At 58.8% G+C, this 16,715-nt stretch carries 18 protein-coding genes and 1 pseudogene; 3 read left to right on the plus strand and 16 right to left on the minus strand.

Going from position 1 to position 16,715, the window contains the following annotated elements:
* The first annotated feature begins 348 nt into the window (after positions 1-348).
* Positions 349-615 (plus strand): hypothetical protein, encoded by a 267-nt coding sequence (locus H3V53_RS18115; protein ID WP_054927303.1) that lies wholly within the window; start codon positions 349-351, stop codon positions 613-615.
* A 47-nt stretch (positions 616-662) separates the two neighbouring features.
* Here the strand turns inward: H3V53_RS18115 and H3V53_RS18120 are convergent, their stop codons facing one another.
* The 15 genes and pseudogenes from H3V53_RS18120 to H3V53_RS43660 all read right to left on the minus strand — a co-directional run.
* On the minus strand, positions 663-1,061 hold the full coding sequence (locus tag H3V53_RS18120; RefSeq protein ID WP_336599134.1) for a hypothetical protein: 399 nt from the start codon (positions 1,059-1,061) through the stop codon (positions 663-665).
* Positions 1,062-1,150: 89 nt separating this feature from the next.
* A complete protein-coding gene (locus H3V53_RS18125; protein WP_336599135.1) occupies positions 1,151-1,597 on the minus strand; it encodes a glycine zipper family protein in 447 nt (148 codons plus the stop codon).
* Between the two features lie 55 nt (positions 1,598-1,652).
* A complete protein-coding gene (locus tag H3V53_RS18130; RefSeq protein ID WP_336599136.1) occupies positions 1,653-2,843 on the minus strand; it encodes a patatin-like phospholipase family protein in 1,191 nt (396 codons plus the stop codon).
* Positions 2,844-2,892: 49 nt separating this feature from the next.
* Positions 2,893-3,390 carry a PqiC family protein gene (locus tag H3V53_RS18135; protein ID WP_336599137.1) on the minus strand — a complete coding sequence of 166 codons (498 nt, stop codon included), beginning with the start codon at positions 3,388-3,390 and terminating at the stop codon, positions 2,893-2,895.
* A gap of 89 nt (positions 3,391-3,479) precedes the next feature.
* The gene (locus H3V53_RS18140; RefSeq protein ID WP_336599138.1) at positions 3,480-5,120 is read right to left on the minus strand and encodes a PqiB family protein; all 1,641 of its coding nucleotides are present in this window, start codon (positions 5,118-5,120) and stop codon (positions 3,480-3,482) included.
* Entirely contained in the window at positions 5,089-6,378 is a 1,290-nt protein-coding gene (locus tag H3V53_RS18145; protein ID WP_336599139.1) for a paraquat-inducible protein A, read from the minus strand. Before H3V53_RS18145 ends, H3V53_RS18140 begins: the two co-directional genes overlap by 32 nt.
* A gap of 164 nt (positions 6,379-6,542) precedes the next feature.
* Positions 6,543-7,109, minus strand: a complete 567-nt coding sequence (locus H3V53_RS18150; RefSeq protein WP_336599140.1) for a lipid-binding SYLF domain-containing protein — start codon at positions 7,107-7,109, stop codon at positions 6,543-6,545.
* A gap of 148 nt (positions 7,110-7,257) precedes the next feature.
* The gene (locus tag H3V53_RS18155) at positions 7,258-7,641 is read right to left on the minus strand and encodes a response regulator (protein ID WP_054924528.1); all 384 of its coding nucleotides are present in this window, start codon (positions 7,639-7,641) and stop codon (positions 7,258-7,260) included.
* Positions 7,642-8,048: 407 nt separating this feature from the next.
* Positions 8,049-9,491 (minus strand): TolC family protein, encoded by a 1,443-nt coding sequence (locus H3V53_RS18160; protein WP_336599141.1) that lies wholly within the window; start codon positions 9,489-9,491, stop codon positions 8,049-8,051.
* Entirely contained in the window at positions 9,458-10,612 is a 1,155-nt protein-coding gene (locus H3V53_RS18165; RefSeq protein WP_054924530.1) for an HlyD family secretion protein, read from the minus strand. The genes H3V53_RS18160 and H3V53_RS18165 overlap by 34 nt, the downstream gene beginning before the upstream one ends.
* 12 nt (positions 10,613-10,624) lie before the next feature.
* Positions 10,625-10,999, minus strand: coding sequence for a DUF3302 domain-containing protein (locus tag H3V53_RS18170; RefSeq protein ID WP_054924531.1), 375 nt, complete (start codon positions 10,997-10,999; stop codon positions 10,625-10,627).
* A gap of 259 nt (positions 11,000-11,258) precedes the next feature.
* Positions 11,259-11,657, minus strand: coding sequence for a response regulator transcription factor (locus H3V53_RS18175; protein WP_336599142.1), 399 nt, complete (start codon positions 11,655-11,657; stop codon positions 11,259-11,261).
* 79 nt (positions 11,658-11,736) lie between these two features.
* On the minus strand, positions 11,737-12,372 hold the full coding sequence (locus H3V53_RS18180) for a response regulator (RefSeq protein WP_054924533.1): 636 nt from the start codon (positions 12,370-12,372) through the stop codon (positions 11,737-11,739).
* A complete protein-coding gene (locus H3V53_RS43655; protein ID WP_419539518.1) occupies positions 12,366-12,578 on the minus strand; it encodes an ATP-binding protein in 213 nt (70 codons plus the stop codon). The genes H3V53_RS18180 and H3V53_RS43655 overlap by 7 nt, the downstream gene beginning before the upstream one ends.
* 301 nt (positions 12,579-12,879) lie before the next feature.
* Positions 12,880-13,701 (minus strand): annotated as a pseudogene (locus H3V53_RS43660) (histidine kinase dimerization/phospho-acceptor domain-containing protein); the annotation flags it as partial.
* Positions 13,702-14,142: 441 nt separating this feature from the next.
* Between H3V53_RS43660 and H3V53_RS18190 the strand changes: the two are divergent.
* Both H3V53_RS18190 and H3V53_RS18195 read left to right on the plus strand, forming a co-directional pair.
* On the plus strand, positions 14,143-14,766 hold the full coding sequence (locus tag H3V53_RS18190) for a lipid-binding SYLF domain-containing protein (RefSeq protein WP_336599144.1): 624 nt from the start codon (positions 14,143-14,145) through the stop codon (positions 14,764-14,766).
* A gap of 361 nt (positions 14,767-15,127) precedes the next feature.
* Positions 15,128-16,162 (plus strand): DUF3466 family protein, encoded by a 1,035-nt coding sequence (locus H3V53_RS18195; protein ID WP_336599145.1) that lies wholly within the window; start codon positions 15,128-15,130, stop codon positions 16,160-16,162.
* Between the two features lie 57 nt (positions 16,163-16,219).
* Here the strand turns inward: H3V53_RS18195 and H3V53_RS18200 are convergent, their stop codons facing one another.
* The gene (locus H3V53_RS18200) at positions 16,220-16,630 is read right to left on the minus strand and encodes a hypothetical protein (protein ID WP_336599146.1); all 411 of its coding nucleotides are present in this window, start codon (positions 16,628-16,630) and stop codon (positions 16,220-16,222) included.
* Positions 16,631-16,715 lie beyond the last annotated feature (85 nt).

Consider the following 16,715-nt stretch of genomic DNA (forward strand, 5'->3'; position numbering starts at 1 on the left):
AGGCCGTAAAGCGTCACACTGCTCTGGGCATGCGCAGTCCCCGTCAGGATGACCAGCGCGGCGCCGGTAAAGAAGTACTTCTTCATGTGCTGCTCCAGTTAATACCGAAAGATGGATACCCCTGGAATGCTTCACACAGAGCACTGCCTACCTGGCGGCGGGCGTCTCGCCAGAAAAGTATAGAGTGTTTTTGTCAGGACGCGGGACGAGTGTGGTTGCGGCGTGATCCGGCTTCTGTGTTGCACCAAAGTCGTATTGCTTCTGTTGGACCGCGTGACAAAATCGGGAACACCGGGCCGGTGCCACGCACCTGGCTGACTCGCGTCTTGCAGCCACAGGAATGCCATCATGTCATCGCCGTTGCACCGGGAGATCGATGTACCGCCCTACCGGATCATTGTCGACGCTCGACTAGCCCATGGAGCCGACTCTTCCCGCGCAATCGCAGGCTACGTAGCGTGCGCCGCCATCATGAGGTCGGACGGGGCGCCTGTCTATGAAAGCCATCTCGCCTATCGGATCAACGAAGGAGAAACCTTCGTCGATTCCGAATGTGCAATCCGCGACGGCGAGGAGCGGGCGCGACAGGACATCCGCGCGGGCTTTCCCCGTTAAGGTTGCACAGGCAAGTCGACGCGCCGCCGGGCCTGCATGCTGCATAGCTACGACGGCGTGCACGTCCCGAACAGCACAAACACATCGTCGCGGTTCACCAGCGTCACGGATATGCCGCCCGTTTTCGTGTCGAGCGCAATGCTCCAGCCATAGCCCAGCTCGGTGCCTTGCAGAATCAATTGCCCTTCGCCCGTCTCCATGTAGCGGATCGGCGTGCTGCGCTGTGAACCGACCAGCATCTTCCTGGCGAAATTGAGGCGCACGAAATCGGGTGCCCCAAGGATGGCCGGCAGCGTGCGGTAACAAACTTCCCCAATGTCGCAGAAATGCGCATCGATCGTCGCGCACAGCAACGGTTTGCTGCCATCAAAGTCTGCACCGAGCACCCAGGCCGGTGCCGCGCAAACCGTAATCGCGGCGGCAGTCGTCCGCAGTAACTTTCGCATCGCTTGTCCTCCTGCATGTCGTGCACGGGTCAGGCTGTAACAGGGCAGCCGGCTGATCGACCAGCGCTTGGGTGACGTTCGCCCGCCATTTACTCGACGGTGTAGCCGCGTCCGGTCATGCATGCCGCGACCGCGCGGTTATAGGTTGCCAGTTGCCCCGATGCCTGCTGCTGCATGCCTTCCTGCTGCATGGCCGCCTGCTGGCGCTCGCGCCGCATTCGCATGCCCATGCCCATCGAGCCGACCAGCGCGCCGATGCCGGCGCCCTCGCCCCAGTGGCCGCCCGCCACGCCTCCGACCATGGTGCCGAACAACGCTCCGCCGCCTGCCCCGCGCAGCAGTCCGCCTCGCTGCTGTTCCGGCGCAGGCGCGTACGCCATCTGCTCGGCGACAGCGACAGGGTCGACACCCGTGGTTCTCTGGGCCCATGCGTGACATTCCTGAGTGTCGATTTGCTGCCTTTCCGCACTCTGGCCACGGGCCGGATAGATGATCGGCTGCGCACTCAAGGCCACAACCGATACAGACGAGAGCATGATTCCCGCGAGGAATCGGACAGAACGTCGCATAGCGTCAACTCCAACAGTTTCTTCAGTCACTCCCAGGCCCGGAAGGGTGCCGCTTCATCGCTTCCGGACTGAGCGGTGTGAATTCGTAGACGTGAATTCCTTGCGCAAGCTCCACTACGTCTTGCCATGCCTGTCGCGCGATACCGTCACGCACATCATCGAGGCCGCCTTGCCACAGTTCGCCGATCGTGGCACGCGAGAACTCGTAATCCTTGAAATCCGATGATCGGGTATCGTGACGGTTCGTCAAATGTACGAGCGCCACTGCGCCTCGCGTGCTCACTTCCGTCAGGCGCTGTACATCGGGGTCGGTGCGCAAGGCGTCCGGAATCTTCTCCAGCAGACGACGCAGCGCCGCTCTTAGCTCCTCTGTGTTGCGGACGTGTTTCGCGTTGAAGCGCGTTTTGCTCGCATACTGGATATCCTTCAGTCGCTCCTGAACCTCTTGAAGGTTCTTGGGCAATTCCCCCGCGCCGGCGAACACATCGACCTGCAAAACGAGTGCGCTTTCCCGATACGCCTCATCGACGACGTACCACATCGGCGTATTGGAGGAAATTCCGCCATCCCAGTACCATTGCCCATCGATCTGCACCGGCGGGAAACCAGGCGGCAGCGCACCGCTCGCCATCACGTGCTCAGGGGCAATCCGCATTCTGATGTTGTCGAAGTAGACGGATTCACCCGTGCACACATTGACCGCGCCAAGCGAAAGGCGTACGTCCTGGCGATTGATCAGATCGAAGTCGACAAGCTCCTCCAGGGTGCTCTTGAGCGGCTGGGTGTCGTAGAAGCTGAGCGCGCCGACACCGCCCTGAACCGCCATGAATGGCGGCGGCATACGCGGCACAAAGAATCCGGGCACGCCTAACGTGACCACCGATGCCGCACTCCATGCATTGAGCCAGGGCCGCGCGGCGTCATACACAGGATGCGAAAAGAAGGACGTGCGCGCGGAAGCGCGATCCCAGAACTCGCGCAGCCGCTCGACCCGTCTTTCAGGCGGATTGCCTGCGATGAGCGCCGCGTTGATTGCGCCAATCGAGATGCCGACAATCCAGTCGGGAACAATGCCGACCTCCGTAATCCCCGTAAACACGCCTGCCTGATACGCGCCCAACGCGCCCCCGCCTTGCAATACAAGCACGGTGTGTTCGAATTTCCCGAGGTTCTCGGCTATCTGCGTGGGCAGTGCCGTCGTATTGGCTGTCATCGTGCTTCACCATGTGGGCAAAAAAATGCCGGACCTGACAGAGCGGATTTCATTTTTTCGTTCCCGAGATGATCGCTTGCGAGATCTCACGGCTCAGCATCGCGAGAGCACGGCTATGCGCGTCGACCAATGCGTCGTACCCCGGACCGTTAACCTGTTCATGCAACGCAATCTTCCCATCGGTCGCGCCGGTCACGCCGGGATAGCGTATCGACCACAATGCAACCATCTGCGTCCCTTGTCCTGCGGATGAATCGAAAACCTGCACATTGACCGACAGCCGAACAGCCGGCTTACCCGCCGACTGTGGAAAACCGAAAACGACGGCGTCGGGAAACAGCTCGCCGAGGTTGGCCGCAAGCACGCCGGCAATCTGATTCTTCAGTGGTTCGGCCCATCGCGCGAACTCGTCGATCCTCACCTGCGACTGGCTGACGCGCAGTACGAGCTGCGGACGGTCGACCAGGTCTGGCACAGTAACGGTGTCGATCACGATCGCTGCCGGCGCCGCGGCTGCAACGAGGCGGTCCATCGGCTCGGCGCTCAACGTGTAGAACTCCGAGCGCGGCGATCTCGCGCACGCCCCCACCACGATCATCGACACGGCCATCAACATTCGACGGCTAACAAGGCGCATCATTTTTCGCCCTCCGTCTTGCCTCTCAATACCGCCTCCGGATGGCGTTCAAGGTAGTCGGCAAGCGTACGCAACGCAGCGGCCGCGCGCGACATTTCGCGCATCGTCTCCACGGTGTTCTGCGTCAGCACGCTATCTGGCTGAAGTGCGCCGTTGGCCGAGTCGATCGCATTGCGGGCTGCAGCCAGCGTGGCACGTGCGTCGGGGACGATCCCTGAGTCAAGGGCCTTCAAGAGCTTGTCGGCGTCCGCAAGAGTCTGCCGCGCGTTGTTACCGATACCCTCGAATGGCACCTTGTTCAGCCTGGCGAGCAGACTCGAGACCGAGTCCTGCAGGGATTGAAGGCCGCCGGGAACCGTCGGCAGTTCTGGCGGATTCGAAGCAAAGTCAACGGTGGCTTTCGGCGCGTCCGGGAAGAAGTCCAGCGCAATATACAGCTGCCCCGTCAGCAGACTGCCCGTGCGCAATTGCCCGCGCAAACCCCGGTCCACGAGTATCTGTGCGAGCTTCTCCGGTTGGGACGTGAGCCTGCCGCCTCTCTCTCCCGATGCATAACGCGACGTAAAGCGCTCTGGATATAGATGCACTTCGACGGGAATGCTGAACTCGTTCCTTGCGCGATCGAAGCGCGTGTTGATGGCCGTCACTTCGCCGACGGGGATGCCCCGGAATTCGACGGGCGCACCCACGACGAGTCCCCGCACGGATTCCTTGAAGTTGAATACGTACGGAACGACGATCCGGTCGGGATGCTTCATCGCTTCGGCACGGTCCGGGTACAGGACAAATTCACTGCGCGCGGCGGCCTGCTCGGTGGTGGCGGATTCCGTTGGCGTCTGGAAGGCCAGTCCACCGACGAGAATCGAAACAAGCGACTCCGTGTTGACGCGAACACCTTCCGCACCGAGCGACACGTCAATGCCGCTCGCCTGCCAGAATCGCGTGCCCTTCGTCACGTATCGGTCGTAGGGCGCATTGACGAAGACGTGCAGCGTGACGCCTTTGCCATCGGGGTCGAGATTGTATGACGTCACCTGGCCGACCTGCAGGCGACGGAAGAAGACCGGCGAGCCGACGTCGAGCGATCCCATGTCTTCACCTTTGAGCACGAACTCACGTCCTGACTCGCCCGTCGCGATGACGGGCGGCGTCTCGAGACCGATAAAGTCGTGCCGCACGACTTTCGACTTGCCGGGGTCCATGCTGACGTACGAGCCCGACAACAACGTGCCCAGTCCGGAGACGGTGCCGCCCGAAACGCGCGGTCGAACGACCCAGAAGCGAGAATCGTCCACCAGCATGTCCGACGCGTTCTTGGTCATCTCGGCTGTCGCGATGACGCGGGTATGGTCATCCGATAACACCACTCTCTTGACTGTACCGACTTCGACGTTCTTGAACCTGATCTTGGTCTTGCCCGCCTCCAGCCCGTCGCCCGTGTTGAAGCTGATCGTGACGGTCGGTCCCTGTTCGAGTACAGCCTTGATGGCAAGCCAGCCGCCGATCAGAACGGCGACAAGCGGCACGAGCCACACCAGCTGCACGCGCCAGCGGGCCCGAGGGACCGTCTCCACAGCGGGGAAGTCCGGCCCGCCAGGTTCCTGCGGATCATCGACGTGAGACTGGGGCGGCTTGTCCATGATCTGCCTCAGTGGTGTCCCACGTCAGCCGCGGGTCGAATGACATCGCTGCAAACATAGTCAGCACGACAACTGCGCCAAAAGCAATTGCAGCCGGCCCTGCCTGAATTGTTGCCAACGCGTTGAACTGGACGAGCGCCACCAGCATGGTGATGACATAAATATCGAGCATCGACCAACGTCCTACCAGTTCGACGATGCGATAGATGCGCGCCCTGCGTCTTTGCATCCATCGCGAGCGACGCTGAGCCGTCACCACGAGAAAGACGAGCGCGATGATCTTCAGCATCGGCACAGCAATGCTCGCGACAAACACGATGATCGCTAGCGGCCATGACCCGGATACCCAGAGGTAGACCACACCGCTCAGTATCGTGTCCTTCTCCGCACCGAATATCGAGCTCGTTTCCATCACCGGCAGCGCGTTGGCAGGCACATACAGGACGGCAGCCGCCAGCAGAAACGCCCATGTGCGGCTGATGCTGCCGGGCGTGCGGAAATGCAGATGCGCGCGGCAACGCGGGCAATGCGCCGAATGCAGCCGGGCAGCAGCCGACAGCAGTCCACATTGATGGCATACATAAAGGCCGGCTGAAGACGCGGTCGATGCCGAAGCGGTGGATGGTGTCCAACATGCCGTTGCGCCAGACTTCCTGATCGCACTGATCCGCAACCAGATATCGCGTGGTTCGAAACGCGAGGACATCGCGGCGAGCAGCAGCATCTGCACGCCGAACGCGTACAGTCCAATTCCTGGCACGACTGTGGCAATGACCGAAAGCTTGACCAGCGCTACCAGCAATCCCAAGATCAATACTTCCGTCATGCACCAGGGCTCGACCAGATGTAACAGGCGAAAGGCAATGTCGGGTCTGTGGGGAGTGACGCCGAAACGCAGCGGCATTAGCAGGTACAGCAACGCGAGCATGTCGAGCAAGGGCACGAACAGCGTGGTCAGAAAAACCAGACCTGCGATTGGCCACACGCCATCATGGTAGAGATCCAGCACGGCGCCAAGCAATGTGGTGTCAACAAGCGTCCCATTGACTGACAGCCCGACGACGGGATACGCATTCGCTAGCGCAAACGTCGCCAGCGCTGCCAACGTGCACGCGAGCGTCTGTTCGAGTCCACCGGGACGGCTGCGGTACAGCGGCGCACCGCAGCGCCTGCAGCGAGCGGCGCCGTTGTCCTCGATAGGGGATTGGCGCTGCAACAGATCGCACTGGTGACAGGCAATGAGGGGAGCGCTGCTCATGCCTGCACTCCCGTGTCGCCGCGAGGTTCCTGCCTACTCGCGGCCACCACCGTGCGCTCGGCTTTTTTTCCTTTTCCGATCGCGTTGTCCCACCTGCTTGACGACCCGGTGTACAAAAAGAAGGTAACCATATGCTCTCCACCCTGTCTTGCATCTGGTCGCCTTTATCGTCCGAGCCTCGATATCTTTTGGCCCTGCACCCCCATGCCGGCCATCAATCCTTCCTGTGCAAACAGAAACGCATAGACATCCGACTGCATCGTAGTCGTAGTCAATGCTTTCGCAGCCCCGTCATCCAGGACGACGACACTTGGCCCAACACCCACTGACCAACCGTCGCTCTTTGTCTGGAGGTAGTTGATTGCGTCCTGGTTCATCATGAACATCGCTTCAGAGAACTCCTGCGCACCCGCCTGAAGCCCATATGAAAAAGCAGTCGCGTTGTAGTATGCGAGCACCTTTCCGGAGGAATCGAACATGACACCGTTTCCTCCCTGTGCGCCAACGAGGAAGCCCGCCTTGTAGATGGTCGGGAATATCAGAACCGCTTTGGCATGCCCCTGAAGCTCTTTCGCCTTGGGCGTCGTGCTATACAGCTTATCCAGTTCCGTACGCGCGGCCTGCTCGAGTTGCGGGTCTCCACCTCCTGAAGACAACATCTGCTCGGTCGAACACCCTAAGGCAATCAGCAAAGCAGGAATTGACACAATGGAACGCAGGAATCTTTTCATGACACATTCTCCGATCACAAATGAGAAAACTCCTCGATTTATGACGCGACACCCGTCAAATTTTCGATAACGCTTCGCAAGAACACCGTGTGATCCCTTGCTATAGCGTTAGCGCTGCACCATCACTCTCTTCCTGCCCGCAATATCGCTATTTGCGTGCTGATGCGAATGCTGCGCGCACTGCCTTGATAAACAACTCGTCATCGAATGGCCTTCTGATATAGGCAATCGCACCCGCCGCCAGCGCCTTGTCACGTTCGATGACACCTTCGTGGGACGTCGTGAAAATAACGGGAGCCCCGAACGCCACGAGGCGTTGCTGGATTTCCAGTCCGTTCGTGCCCGGCATTTGAACATCGAGGATTACGCATCCCGGACGATATGAAGGAATGGAGCGCATCGTCTCCAACAGTTCGTCTCCGGTGCGAAATCTATCCGCAGCAACGCCCATCGAGCGCAGTAGTCTCCGGATCGCGCGATTCACCGAGGTATCGTCGTCGACTACCGCAACAAACGGCTTCTGTCTAGTCATGGCGGAGGGTCCAGTAAGAGCACCATGGCATCCATGCGTTCCGGGACACCCTTAAACACTAGAACGCCATAACCCGTTTCGATATAAGACTTTGGTGAGATACCCTCGACGAGCACTGCTGCCCGGTTAAGGTAGGTCTGCCAAACTTGTCGCGTTGACAAGCAGCTGAGCTATCCTGGACGCCGGTGCACTCGCGCATGGTGCAGCGACGAGCGCCAATGAGGGCCGAAGAGCGCGACGGCATTGTGGGGCGACGGACGGGTTGTGGGCTTCGCACAGGCTCAAAGCGTCGCGCACAAAGTACTACTGACTTCGTCAGGACATGACCGCTGAGCCGAATTACGCTGCTGATCGATAGTCAGTCATCGACGGTGCCTATGCAGCAAATGCAACGTCTGCGCTACGCGTCACTGCGATACCGCTTTCGACGGCGTCGAGTCGAAGCTTCCCCCGAGCGCGAGATACAAGCGAATGCGGTTTCTGCGCTGCAGGCCCCATAACTTGATGAGGGCCGCCTGGCTGTCCAGCTCAGCCGTCTGCAAATTCGAGACCCATAAGAGGTCTCGGCGACCCGCCTTGTACTGCAACGTCGCGATTCGCACGGCTTCGGTGCGCGCGTCGACAGCGGTCTTTTCGAGTGGCAATCGTTTCGCCAGCAGCACCTCATTAGCGAGAGAATCCTCAACCTCGCGAAATGCGACTAGCACAACGCTGCCGTAGTGACCGACTGCCTGTTGCTGTTGCGCAGTCGCAATCTTGACCTCGGCTTGCAGCGCACCGCCCGTAAAGATCGGAATAGATGCGCCGATCGCGGCGGTCACCAGCCACGGATTGAGGCTCATTAAGGAAAAGAGGGGATCACCGAGCCGTCCACCCGTAAACGAGAAAGAGAAATCAGGCAGCAGCGCCAGCTTCGCCACTTCCTCCTGACGAAATGCGGCCAGCACCTCACGCTCGGCAGCGATGAGGTCGGGTCGCCGTTCGAGCAAGGCTGCGGGCAGCCCAGCCGCTGGAGGGGGTGGCAAGAGAGGATAGGTTGTCGCGACGTCGATTTCGGCGGCCGGATAGCGGCCGAGCAGCACCTCAAGCGCGCGCCTTGAGTCGCCATAGGACTGGCGTGCGGCCTCGACGGAACTGCGGGCCGTTTCGAGTTTGGCGCGCATGTCGGCCACGTCGAGGTCCGAATCCTTGCCCGCAGAGCGCCGTGTCGAAACGAGGTCAAGCAACTGGACATAGATATTGACCGAATATTCAGCGAGTGCGAGCAACTGTCTCGCTTCGATCGCGAGGTACCACGCCTGCGCCACCGTTGCGGCCAGGGACTGTCGCGCGTACGCGTAATCAAGCGCTGTCGCCTCATACCCCGCCACCGCCGCGGCTCGCCGGGCGCGCAGTTTGCCCCAGACATCGATTTCCCACGCGACAGTGCCCAAAACGATCGAGGTATTCGAGTCGTTGTTGTGGTCGAAGTCATGCGTGGTTCGCCCGCCTGCTGCTGCACCGATCTGCGGCCACAATTGTGCGCCCGCGACAATGACAGATTGCTGCGCGATCGTCACACGGTCGGCCGCCTGCCGCAAATCGAGGTTGTTGGCGAGCGCTTCAGCGACGATCGCATTGAGTATTGGATCGTCTAGTGATTTCAACCAGCCGTCGTCAACTGGGTCGGCATTCGCATCCGATGCCCAGGCCGGCGGGATGCTCGTGCCTTTGGGCAAGGCCTCGTCCACGAGCTCACTATGCTGCGGTGGCGGCGCCAACGCACATCCGGCGGTCAGCGCTGCAACCAGCACAACGTTTAATGACCGCGCGCGCATCATGGTGAAAATGGATACAGCCAGTTGTACCACGTGTAGGACCGGATCGCGACTTTACGTAGTACGTCGAAGCTGCTGCCCGCGCTCGTGTAGATGGCTGCACGCCCCTGCGTACCGATCGGGAATTTGGTCTGGTCAGGATCGTCGAGTGTGATTGCAACCGCGAACTGTCCTTGTGGGGTCTCACCAGGTACAGCGTTGAAATTCGGCAACGCACCGCTTGGGAGCATTTGTCCCGCGCCGCTTCCTTGCCAGATTGCCGCGACCTTGCCTGGCCAGATCTGCCCGGGATAGAGATCCAATGCGACTTCTACCGGCTGCCCCGGCTTCACATACTTCAGATTCTCCTGGAAGAATTGCGCCAAAACGAAACGATCGGCATCGCAGACAAACGATGCAATCGCGCCGAAGCGAATGTCGCCCGACACCATCCCGGGCCGCACCTGCAGATTGATGATGTAGCCATCCTCCGGAGCGACCATCAGGGTGTTGTCGAGGTAAAAGCGCGCCTGATCGAGTTCGGCTTCGATCGACGACACCGTGGTATTCACGCCGCCGATTTCGGATTGGAACTGGAGCAGCGCACGCTCTTTCTCAGCCTGCGCTTCCTTGATTGCAGCGATATTCGCCGCTACCTGTGCGTGCCACTTCTGCGCATCCTCCTCTGGTCCCGCGCCCCGCTTCGCCAGGGAGGCAGAGAGCTTCTCCTGGTAATTGGCGTACTCGAGTTCGCTCTTCAGCCTGTCGATCTTCTCGGTTGCCACCTGAACGTCGGATTTCATTACCAGTACGTTCTGCTTCGCTTGCGCGAGCTGCGCTTCCAACTGCTTCACTTTGTCCTCGTATACGCGCCGGTCGAACTGGAACAACGGTGTTCCCTGTTTGACGTGAACATTGGGTTGCACGAGTACGGCCGTGACGAGTGTCGGCTCCGACAGGCGCGGCGTGAGCTGGATCGTGTGCTGGATGACGCGCGCCTCTGTTGACGCGGGAGTGACGTAGCGCAGCCCCACCAGAAATATGATGCCAAGATGCAGCACGAAGAACGTGGAGAAGAAGCCCCAGCCAATGGTGAACCTGAGCCAACGGAACTTGAAGAAAACCAGCCAGACGACGAAGCCATAGGCGAATAGCAGTACAAATCCGAGTAGCATGCATTGCCTCCCTCAGCGTTTAGCTTTGCTATCGTCTGTGTGCCGTGCATCGCTTCGGGGTTCTTTGGGTGGGGGAGGAGCCACGCCCCTCAGGCGTGCGTGTTCCTCCTCGATCGCACGAGCTTCCTCGCGTGGGAAACGCCGGATATCGATGACGTCCGTAGGTTTGAAGGCCCAAATGAATGCCTGAATCCACGGCAAGATCGTGGGCAGCAGTCCTGCCCATCCCATGAGCTTCACCGCTTCGGCTTCCGGATGGTGGCGGGCCAACGCAATGCGTCCCGGCAAGCCCGCAATCCAGATGTAGGTGAGAATGCCGGCACCGCCAGCGAGGAATGCCGTGGCAAATGTCACGTAATCCCAGAACCCGAGTTCAAATCCGAGCATCTCAAGCTCCCTGTCAGGTGCGCAGGCCGCGCTATCACTACCTTTGGAAGATTATGCGGGCCACGGAGACAGCGCTATAGAACCATGGTCTGATACCCGCAATACCCGAGATGTCATATTCTGCCGGGCTATTCAGTACATTAGCTTTTAATATGCGAGCATCTAAGATCTGAAAATCTCTTTATGGTGCAGCACGAGGCCGCGAGGGGATCGCTGTATTGGAAGTCGCACGGGAGGCGCCTCGCGCCCGCGAAGATCTTTAGATTTTTGTTTCCGAAGAAGCGGCCTCCTGCAACGCAGTCTTCACCGTACTCAAAAGTATCGACTCAGAAAACGGCTTTCGAAGATATCCTGCCGCGCCCGAACAGAGTGCTTGTTGATGTAGCCCGATTTCGTCAAACGCCGTCATGATAATCACCGAAATCCCACTGCCAGACAATTGCCGTTGTATCTCCAACCCATTCTTCCCTGGCATATGAATGTCGAGAAGCACGCACGCGGGCGAGCGAGCCGGCTTTTTTGACCACGCACTCAAAAATTCCTCGCCACTGATAAAGATGTCGGCTTCGATATCGATCGATAAAAGCAGGCGCCTGATCGCCCGGCACACCGAGGCGTCATCGTCCACTATTGCAACATATGGGCTCGTGCTTTGCATTGATCGCGGATCGACATTTTCGTCGACCTCTCATGACATAAGAACACGCTTCAAAATAAGGTTACCGGCTGCCCTGATTCTAGACCCGAGGGGCAGGGTTCGCGAATGCCCGCTCGCCTGCCTTGTCCACGAGATGGATCAGATCAGCCAGTGATTCTGCCTGCATCTTTGTCATCACCCGCGCACGATGTATCTTGATCGTCGCCTCTGCAATACCGAGGTTGTCGGCCACCTGCTTGTTCAAACGACCAGCGACGACATGGGTCATCACTTCCCGTTCTCGCGGGGTAAGCGTTGCCAGGCGCGATTGAATATGTTCCTGTTCACGGCGATCGTCGAACGCCTTCTTCGCGTGACATAGCGCCCGTTTTATCGCTTCGACCAACACTCCGCCATCGATCGGTTTGGTCAGGAAATCGGTGGCCCCAGCTTTCATCGCATCGACGCTTTTGCCGATGTCGCCGTGGCCGGTAATGAAGACGATAGGTAGTCTCATGTCTAGCCGGCGCTGCACTTCGAGGCCGCTCATATCAGGAAGCTGCAGATCCAGGACGAGGCAGGCTGGCCCAGCCGCGAGATCGGCATTGTCCAGAAACGACTGGGCGGTATCGAAGGCTTCCGCCTCATAGCCCATCGCGCCAAGAAGTCGACATAGAGCACGACGAACAAGTCCGTCATCGTCGACGATGAACACCCGTTTTGCGCAGTTCACGATTCATCGCACGCCGGGGATTTACCCGCAGTGCGCCCAGCTGGAAGATTGACATAGAAAGTGGCACCGCAGTCCGGGTCGCTTTCTGCCCAGATCGACCCTCCGTGCATCAGCACGATCTTGCGACTGATTGAGAGGCCGAGTCCCAATCCGTTCGGCTTCGATGTAACAAACGGCTTGAAGATTGTGTCGAGCTGGTCCACCGTCATCCCGGGACCCCGATCGCGCACGGCGATCAGGATCGCGTTCCCCCCCGTCCGGTACGACGTCGAGCGCTACCGTGCGATCGGAGCGCGGACTGTCGCACGCGGCCTCGAAGGCATTCAGGAGGAGGTTGAGTAGAACCTGCTGGAGCTGTACCTTGTCACCGCGCACGGGCGGAAGGTGATCGTCGATATGTATCTTCGTCTTGATGCCGCGAACGATCGCGTCGCTATGTACCAGCGTGACCACCTCGCGAATCAGATTGCCCATATCCAGGCTGTGATTTTCAACTTCTCCCTTTCTGACCAACGAACGGATTCGTCGAATGATTTCACTTGCGCGACAGTTGTCAGCGACAATGTCCTGCAAGGTTTCCCGTACTTCACGAAGGTTGATCGGGTCTTTTTCGATAAAGTGCTGTACCGCTTGTGCGTTGCTCAATATTGCCGTAAGAGGCTGATTCAGTTCATGCGCAAGCGATCCCGCCATTTCACCGAGCGATGAAACGCGCGCGAGATGCGCCAGTTCCTGTGCGCTACGGTATAGCTCGTACCGTTCACTGCGATCGACAATGATGATCAGGCGTACATGAACCCCGTCAATATCACATGCGTTGGCCGTCAATTCCGCAAGAAATTCTGCATTGTTTGCCTTCCTGGCGGCGACCGTTATTGCACTTCTCTCGCGATCGTCGCTTGCAGCCAGACCCCTGTGAACTGACGGCAGCGAATCAGCGCGTGTTGCAGGGAACAGGACGCCCGCCGGCATGCCACGCATGTCCCTCCCCTGATAGCCGAATAGTTCGATTGCGCCCGCGTTCGCATATGCAATTGTGTCTCGCTCATCGAGCGCAACCACTGCTATCGGCAAACTGTCCAGCAGTTCGGCTCGCATCGTCGTACTGCCGGGCTGCTTTCTTCCGCTCCCCCATCCTGGCCAGTGAAATCGTGCGCTGGACCGGTGAGAAACTCGCCCCGAAGTGACCGCCGACGACAACAGAATCGTTTTGTTTGCAAACATCTTTTGTACGATACCGGTGTCAATTTTCCTGCGAATGGAACCGATGACGCCGGTTCGCTCGCCGTTGGGCGCGGTCGGGTCGTGGCAGTTCGCTGGGGAGCTAAGCATGACGTTCTCCTTGCGTTTAACCGTGACTTGTTTTTTGAGTTACCAGGATGGTCACACACACGGGGCGGATGCAATTGCCGCAGCGTCCTTCTCAAGCTTTCAACTATCAATGCGAACGCAGCAACCGCGAATCTCGATCAGCAAATTCTCCAATGATCATAGGTCGATTTTCCGGCATGCCGGTAGTTTTTCCACGTAACCGATGACATGAAACGCCTCCCCCGCTTTTCTGTGGCCTCTTGCTGCAGTTGCGGTCGAAAAAAGTTCGCAGTTTATCGGTCTTGTTAACGAATTGTTGGCACCTCATCGATTCATTGGATCATTGGCATATAAGACTAAAGATGAATAGTGCTCGAGCTAAAGAGATACCAAACTTCGTCTTGTCGTACTTACAGATCGGGGCGCATTGAGCCCGTGGCTAAATCGGAAGGAGTGTGTACCATGCCGAAAACTGTTACGAAGCTTGCCATTGTTTCAGCTCTGACGTTGATGGCAGCGTGCACCACCCCGAGTTCAACGGGTACCACGGAAGCGTCCTCGGAACCCGCACAACCGCTGGCTGTTGCACCACCTCCCACGATACAACCCACGAGTGCCACCAGAGTGATGGACGCCGACTCCAGAGCCGCGCTCTTCGCTCTTGTGTCGACCCATCCAAACATGGACGCTCTTGCTCACCGAGCCAAGGGCGTTCTGATATTTCCGAACGTCACACGCGCAGGATTTCTTGCAGGCGTCTCACACGGTTCCGGTGAACTGATCGAAGGCGGCAAGGTGACGGGATACTATGCGACGACCTCCGTTTCTTATGGATTTCAGGCAGGTGTGCAGCAATACGCCTATGCCATGCTTTTCATGACAGACGCAGCACTCAACAACTTTAAAACAAGCAAAGATTTCGAAATCGGGGTGGGGCCGACTGTCGTGGTCATCGACGAAGGGATGGCGAAAAACCTGAACACTGAAACCATAAAGTCCGAAGTCTACGCAACTGTTTTCGATCAACGCGGGTTGATGTTGGGATCGTCCTTAAGAGGGACAAAGATCACCAGAATCAGCAGGTGACGACGCGGGGACGCCGCGGTATCGATGTTACGGTGGCGTCGCATGTGTCCGGTGAACGATGGACGCGCGCACCAACCAGGTACCTTGGAGAAAGGCGGCCGTACTTGGGCGGGCGCCGCCCTCACGGTGAGGATGTAAATGAGTATTACTTGTACGGCACGCCGACACGTTTGAACATGAAGTATCCGTACAACTATTCGCAGCGCGAGTAATGAACGCGAAATGCGCGAATCACGGAGACCGCTAACAGGCGTCCAGAATAGGCTTGCTTGAAAAGTCGCTTGAAAGGAAAGGCGAACAACGGACGGCAGCAAACGCAATAGGCCTGCACCAGGAACGATGCCACAACGGAAGACCGACCATGCGGCGTGCAATGTTTAAATGGTGTATCACCGGCTGCATCACTCTGGTGTGTCAACTACATGGCGCCTTAGCCGAACCCGTTGCTTACAGCGTCACCGATCTTGGGCCACTCACGGATGGGGCCGCAACCGGCATCAATGAACGCGGCGACATCGTCGGCGACAGCTTTGCCGTCCGCGCGTATCGCCACGCAGCGCATGGGCACATCACTGCTTTATCCCCGTTGCCCGGCGGCTCATTCAACCGGGTGACGGGCATTAACGCACTCGGCAATGCAGTGGGGCACAGTGAGACAGCCACCCACACTGTCCATGCGGTCCTGTATTCCGCCGAAGGCCGAACGACCGATCTGGGAACGTTTGCACGCGGATTAAACAGTTACGCGACGGGCATCAATCGCGCCGGCGACATCGTCGGATTTGCTGATATTGGCGAGCCGGGTGACACCGTAAATCATGCCTTCCTGCTTCCGGCCGGCGGTCGTATGACTGACTTGGGAATCCTCGCGGGTGGTGCATCGAGCAGCGCGTCGGGCATTAATAACAGGGGTGATGTCGTCGGTTATGCCGACACAGTAGATTCGAGTTCACATGCATTTATCTACCCCGTGGGCGGCCGCATGACCGATCTGGGCACGCTGCCAGGCGGGTCTTCCAGCCGCGCGACCGCGATCAATGCACGCGGCGACGTCGTCGGCTTCAGCCGTAATGCAGCGGGACAGAACCGTGCGTTCCTCTATCCGGCAAGCGGGCACATGACCGACCTCGGCACGCTGACCGGTTGCGCCGACAGCGAGGCCTGGAGCATCAACGTACGTGGCGACGTCGTTGGCGACTGCATCATGGCCGACGGTACCAGCCGCGCCTTCCTGTACCATAACAGCAATATGAAAGATCTAAACGATCTACTAAGTACTCGTTCCGGTCTTATATTGGTGAGAGCGAATGCTATTAGCGACACTGGGCAGATTGTCGGTGTGGCCCAGGTCAACGGTATCGCGCATGCCGTTTTGCTGATCCCCGCGGGCAATTGATGCAACGCATCGCGTGGCCATCGACTTCACCGCGGCCGATGACGACGCATTGATCGGCTAACGTCCCGCACCGTTTTTCGTCGCTGCACCGGCGGGCCGACTATCTGTGCGGACAGACGCCTCGGCCGCTACCGGCTGATGGCGCCGTATGGTGGAGACTGCCCGTCGTGAGCGACGCTTGCGCGCGGAGAGCCGGATTTCCATATATGCGTCGGCGAGCATTCGCAGGACGCCGCAGGAAAACCAGAGAAAGAGCGCGCCGGCAACGCAGGCGTAGCACGCGAAGGCGGCGACATCGAAGGTCGTGCCCGACTGGTTCTCGAGATATGCATGCCAGACGTCGGGCACATGCGCGAGCATCCAGCCAGATACTGCAGCAACTGCCAACCACAGGAGAAACGCCGCCACGGATAGAGACATGTTACCGGCCAGGCAGAGCGCTTGCCAGGCGGCTAATAGGACCTTCATGATGTAACTCCAAAACGATGCTAGTCCCCTCAACGCGAAGAGAGGCGCTATCTGCCGCTTTACTGCACTACGGCTGGAGTTACTC

Origin of the sequence: Paraburkholderia bengalensis (assembly GCF_037126505.1) — a bacterium.
Classification (GTDB): domain Bacteria; phylum Pseudomonadota; class Gammaproteobacteria; order Burkholderiales; family Burkholderiaceae; genus Paraburkholderia; species Paraburkholderia bengalensis.

Coding starts and splice junctions, on each gene's coding strand:
- H3V53_RS18145 (WP_336599139.1), bottom strand. CDS start 6,378: ATGAGCAGCGCTCCCCTCATTGCCTGTCACCAGTGCGATCTGTTGCAG.
- H3V53_RS18115 (WP_054927303.1), top strand. CDS start 349: ATGTCATCGCCGTTGCACCGGGAGATCGATGTACCGCCCTACCGGATC.
- H3V53_RS18190 (WP_336599144.1), top strand. CDS start 14,143: ATGCCGAAAACTGTTACGAAGCTTGCCATTGTTTCAGCTCTGACGTTG.
- H3V53_RS18120 (WP_336599134.1), bottom strand. CDS start 1,061: ATGCGAAAGTTACTGCGGACGACTGCCGCCGCGATTACGGTTTGCGCG.
- H3V53_RS18155 (WP_054924528.1), bottom strand. CDS start 7,641: ATGACTAGACAGAAGCCGTTTGTTGCGGTAGTCGACGACGATACCTCG.
- H3V53_RS18170 (WP_054924531.1), bottom strand. CDS start 10,999: ATGCTCGGATTTGAACTCGGGTTCTGGGATTACGTGACATTTGCCACG.
- H3V53_RS18140 (WP_336599138.1), bottom strand. CDS start 5,120: ATGGACAAGCCGCCCCAGTCTCACGTCGATGATCCGCAGGAACCTGGC.
- H3V53_RS18150 (WP_336599140.1), bottom strand. CDS start 7,109: ATGAAAAGATTCCTGCGTTCCATTGTGTCAATTCCTGCTTTGCTGATT.
- H3V53_RS18200 (WP_336599146.1), bottom strand. CDS start 16,630: ATGAAGGTCCTATTAGCCGCCTGGCAAGCGCTCTGCCTGGCCGGTAAC.
- H3V53_RS18195 (WP_336599145.1), top strand. CDS start 15,128: ATGCGGCGTGCAATGTTTAAATGGTGTATCACCGGCTGCATCACTCTG.
- H3V53_RS18165 (WP_054924530.1), bottom strand. CDS start 10,612: ATGCTACTCGGATTTGTACTGCTATTCGCCTATGGCTTCGTCGTCTGG.
- H3V53_RS43655 (WP_419539518.1), bottom strand. CDS start 12,578: ATGACGGTGGACCAGCTCGACACAATCTTCAAGCCGTTTGTTACATCG.
- H3V53_RS18125 (WP_336599135.1), bottom strand. CDS start 1,597: ATGCTCTCGTCTGTATCGGTTGTGGCCTTGAGTGCGCAGCCGATCATC.
- H3V53_RS18130 (WP_336599136.1), bottom strand. CDS start 2,843: ATGACAGCCAATACGACGGCACTGCCCACGCAGATAGCCGAGAACCTC.
- H3V53_RS18175 (WP_336599142.1), bottom strand. CDS start 11,657: ATGCAAAGCACGAGCCCATATGTTGCAATAGTGGACGATGACGCCTCG.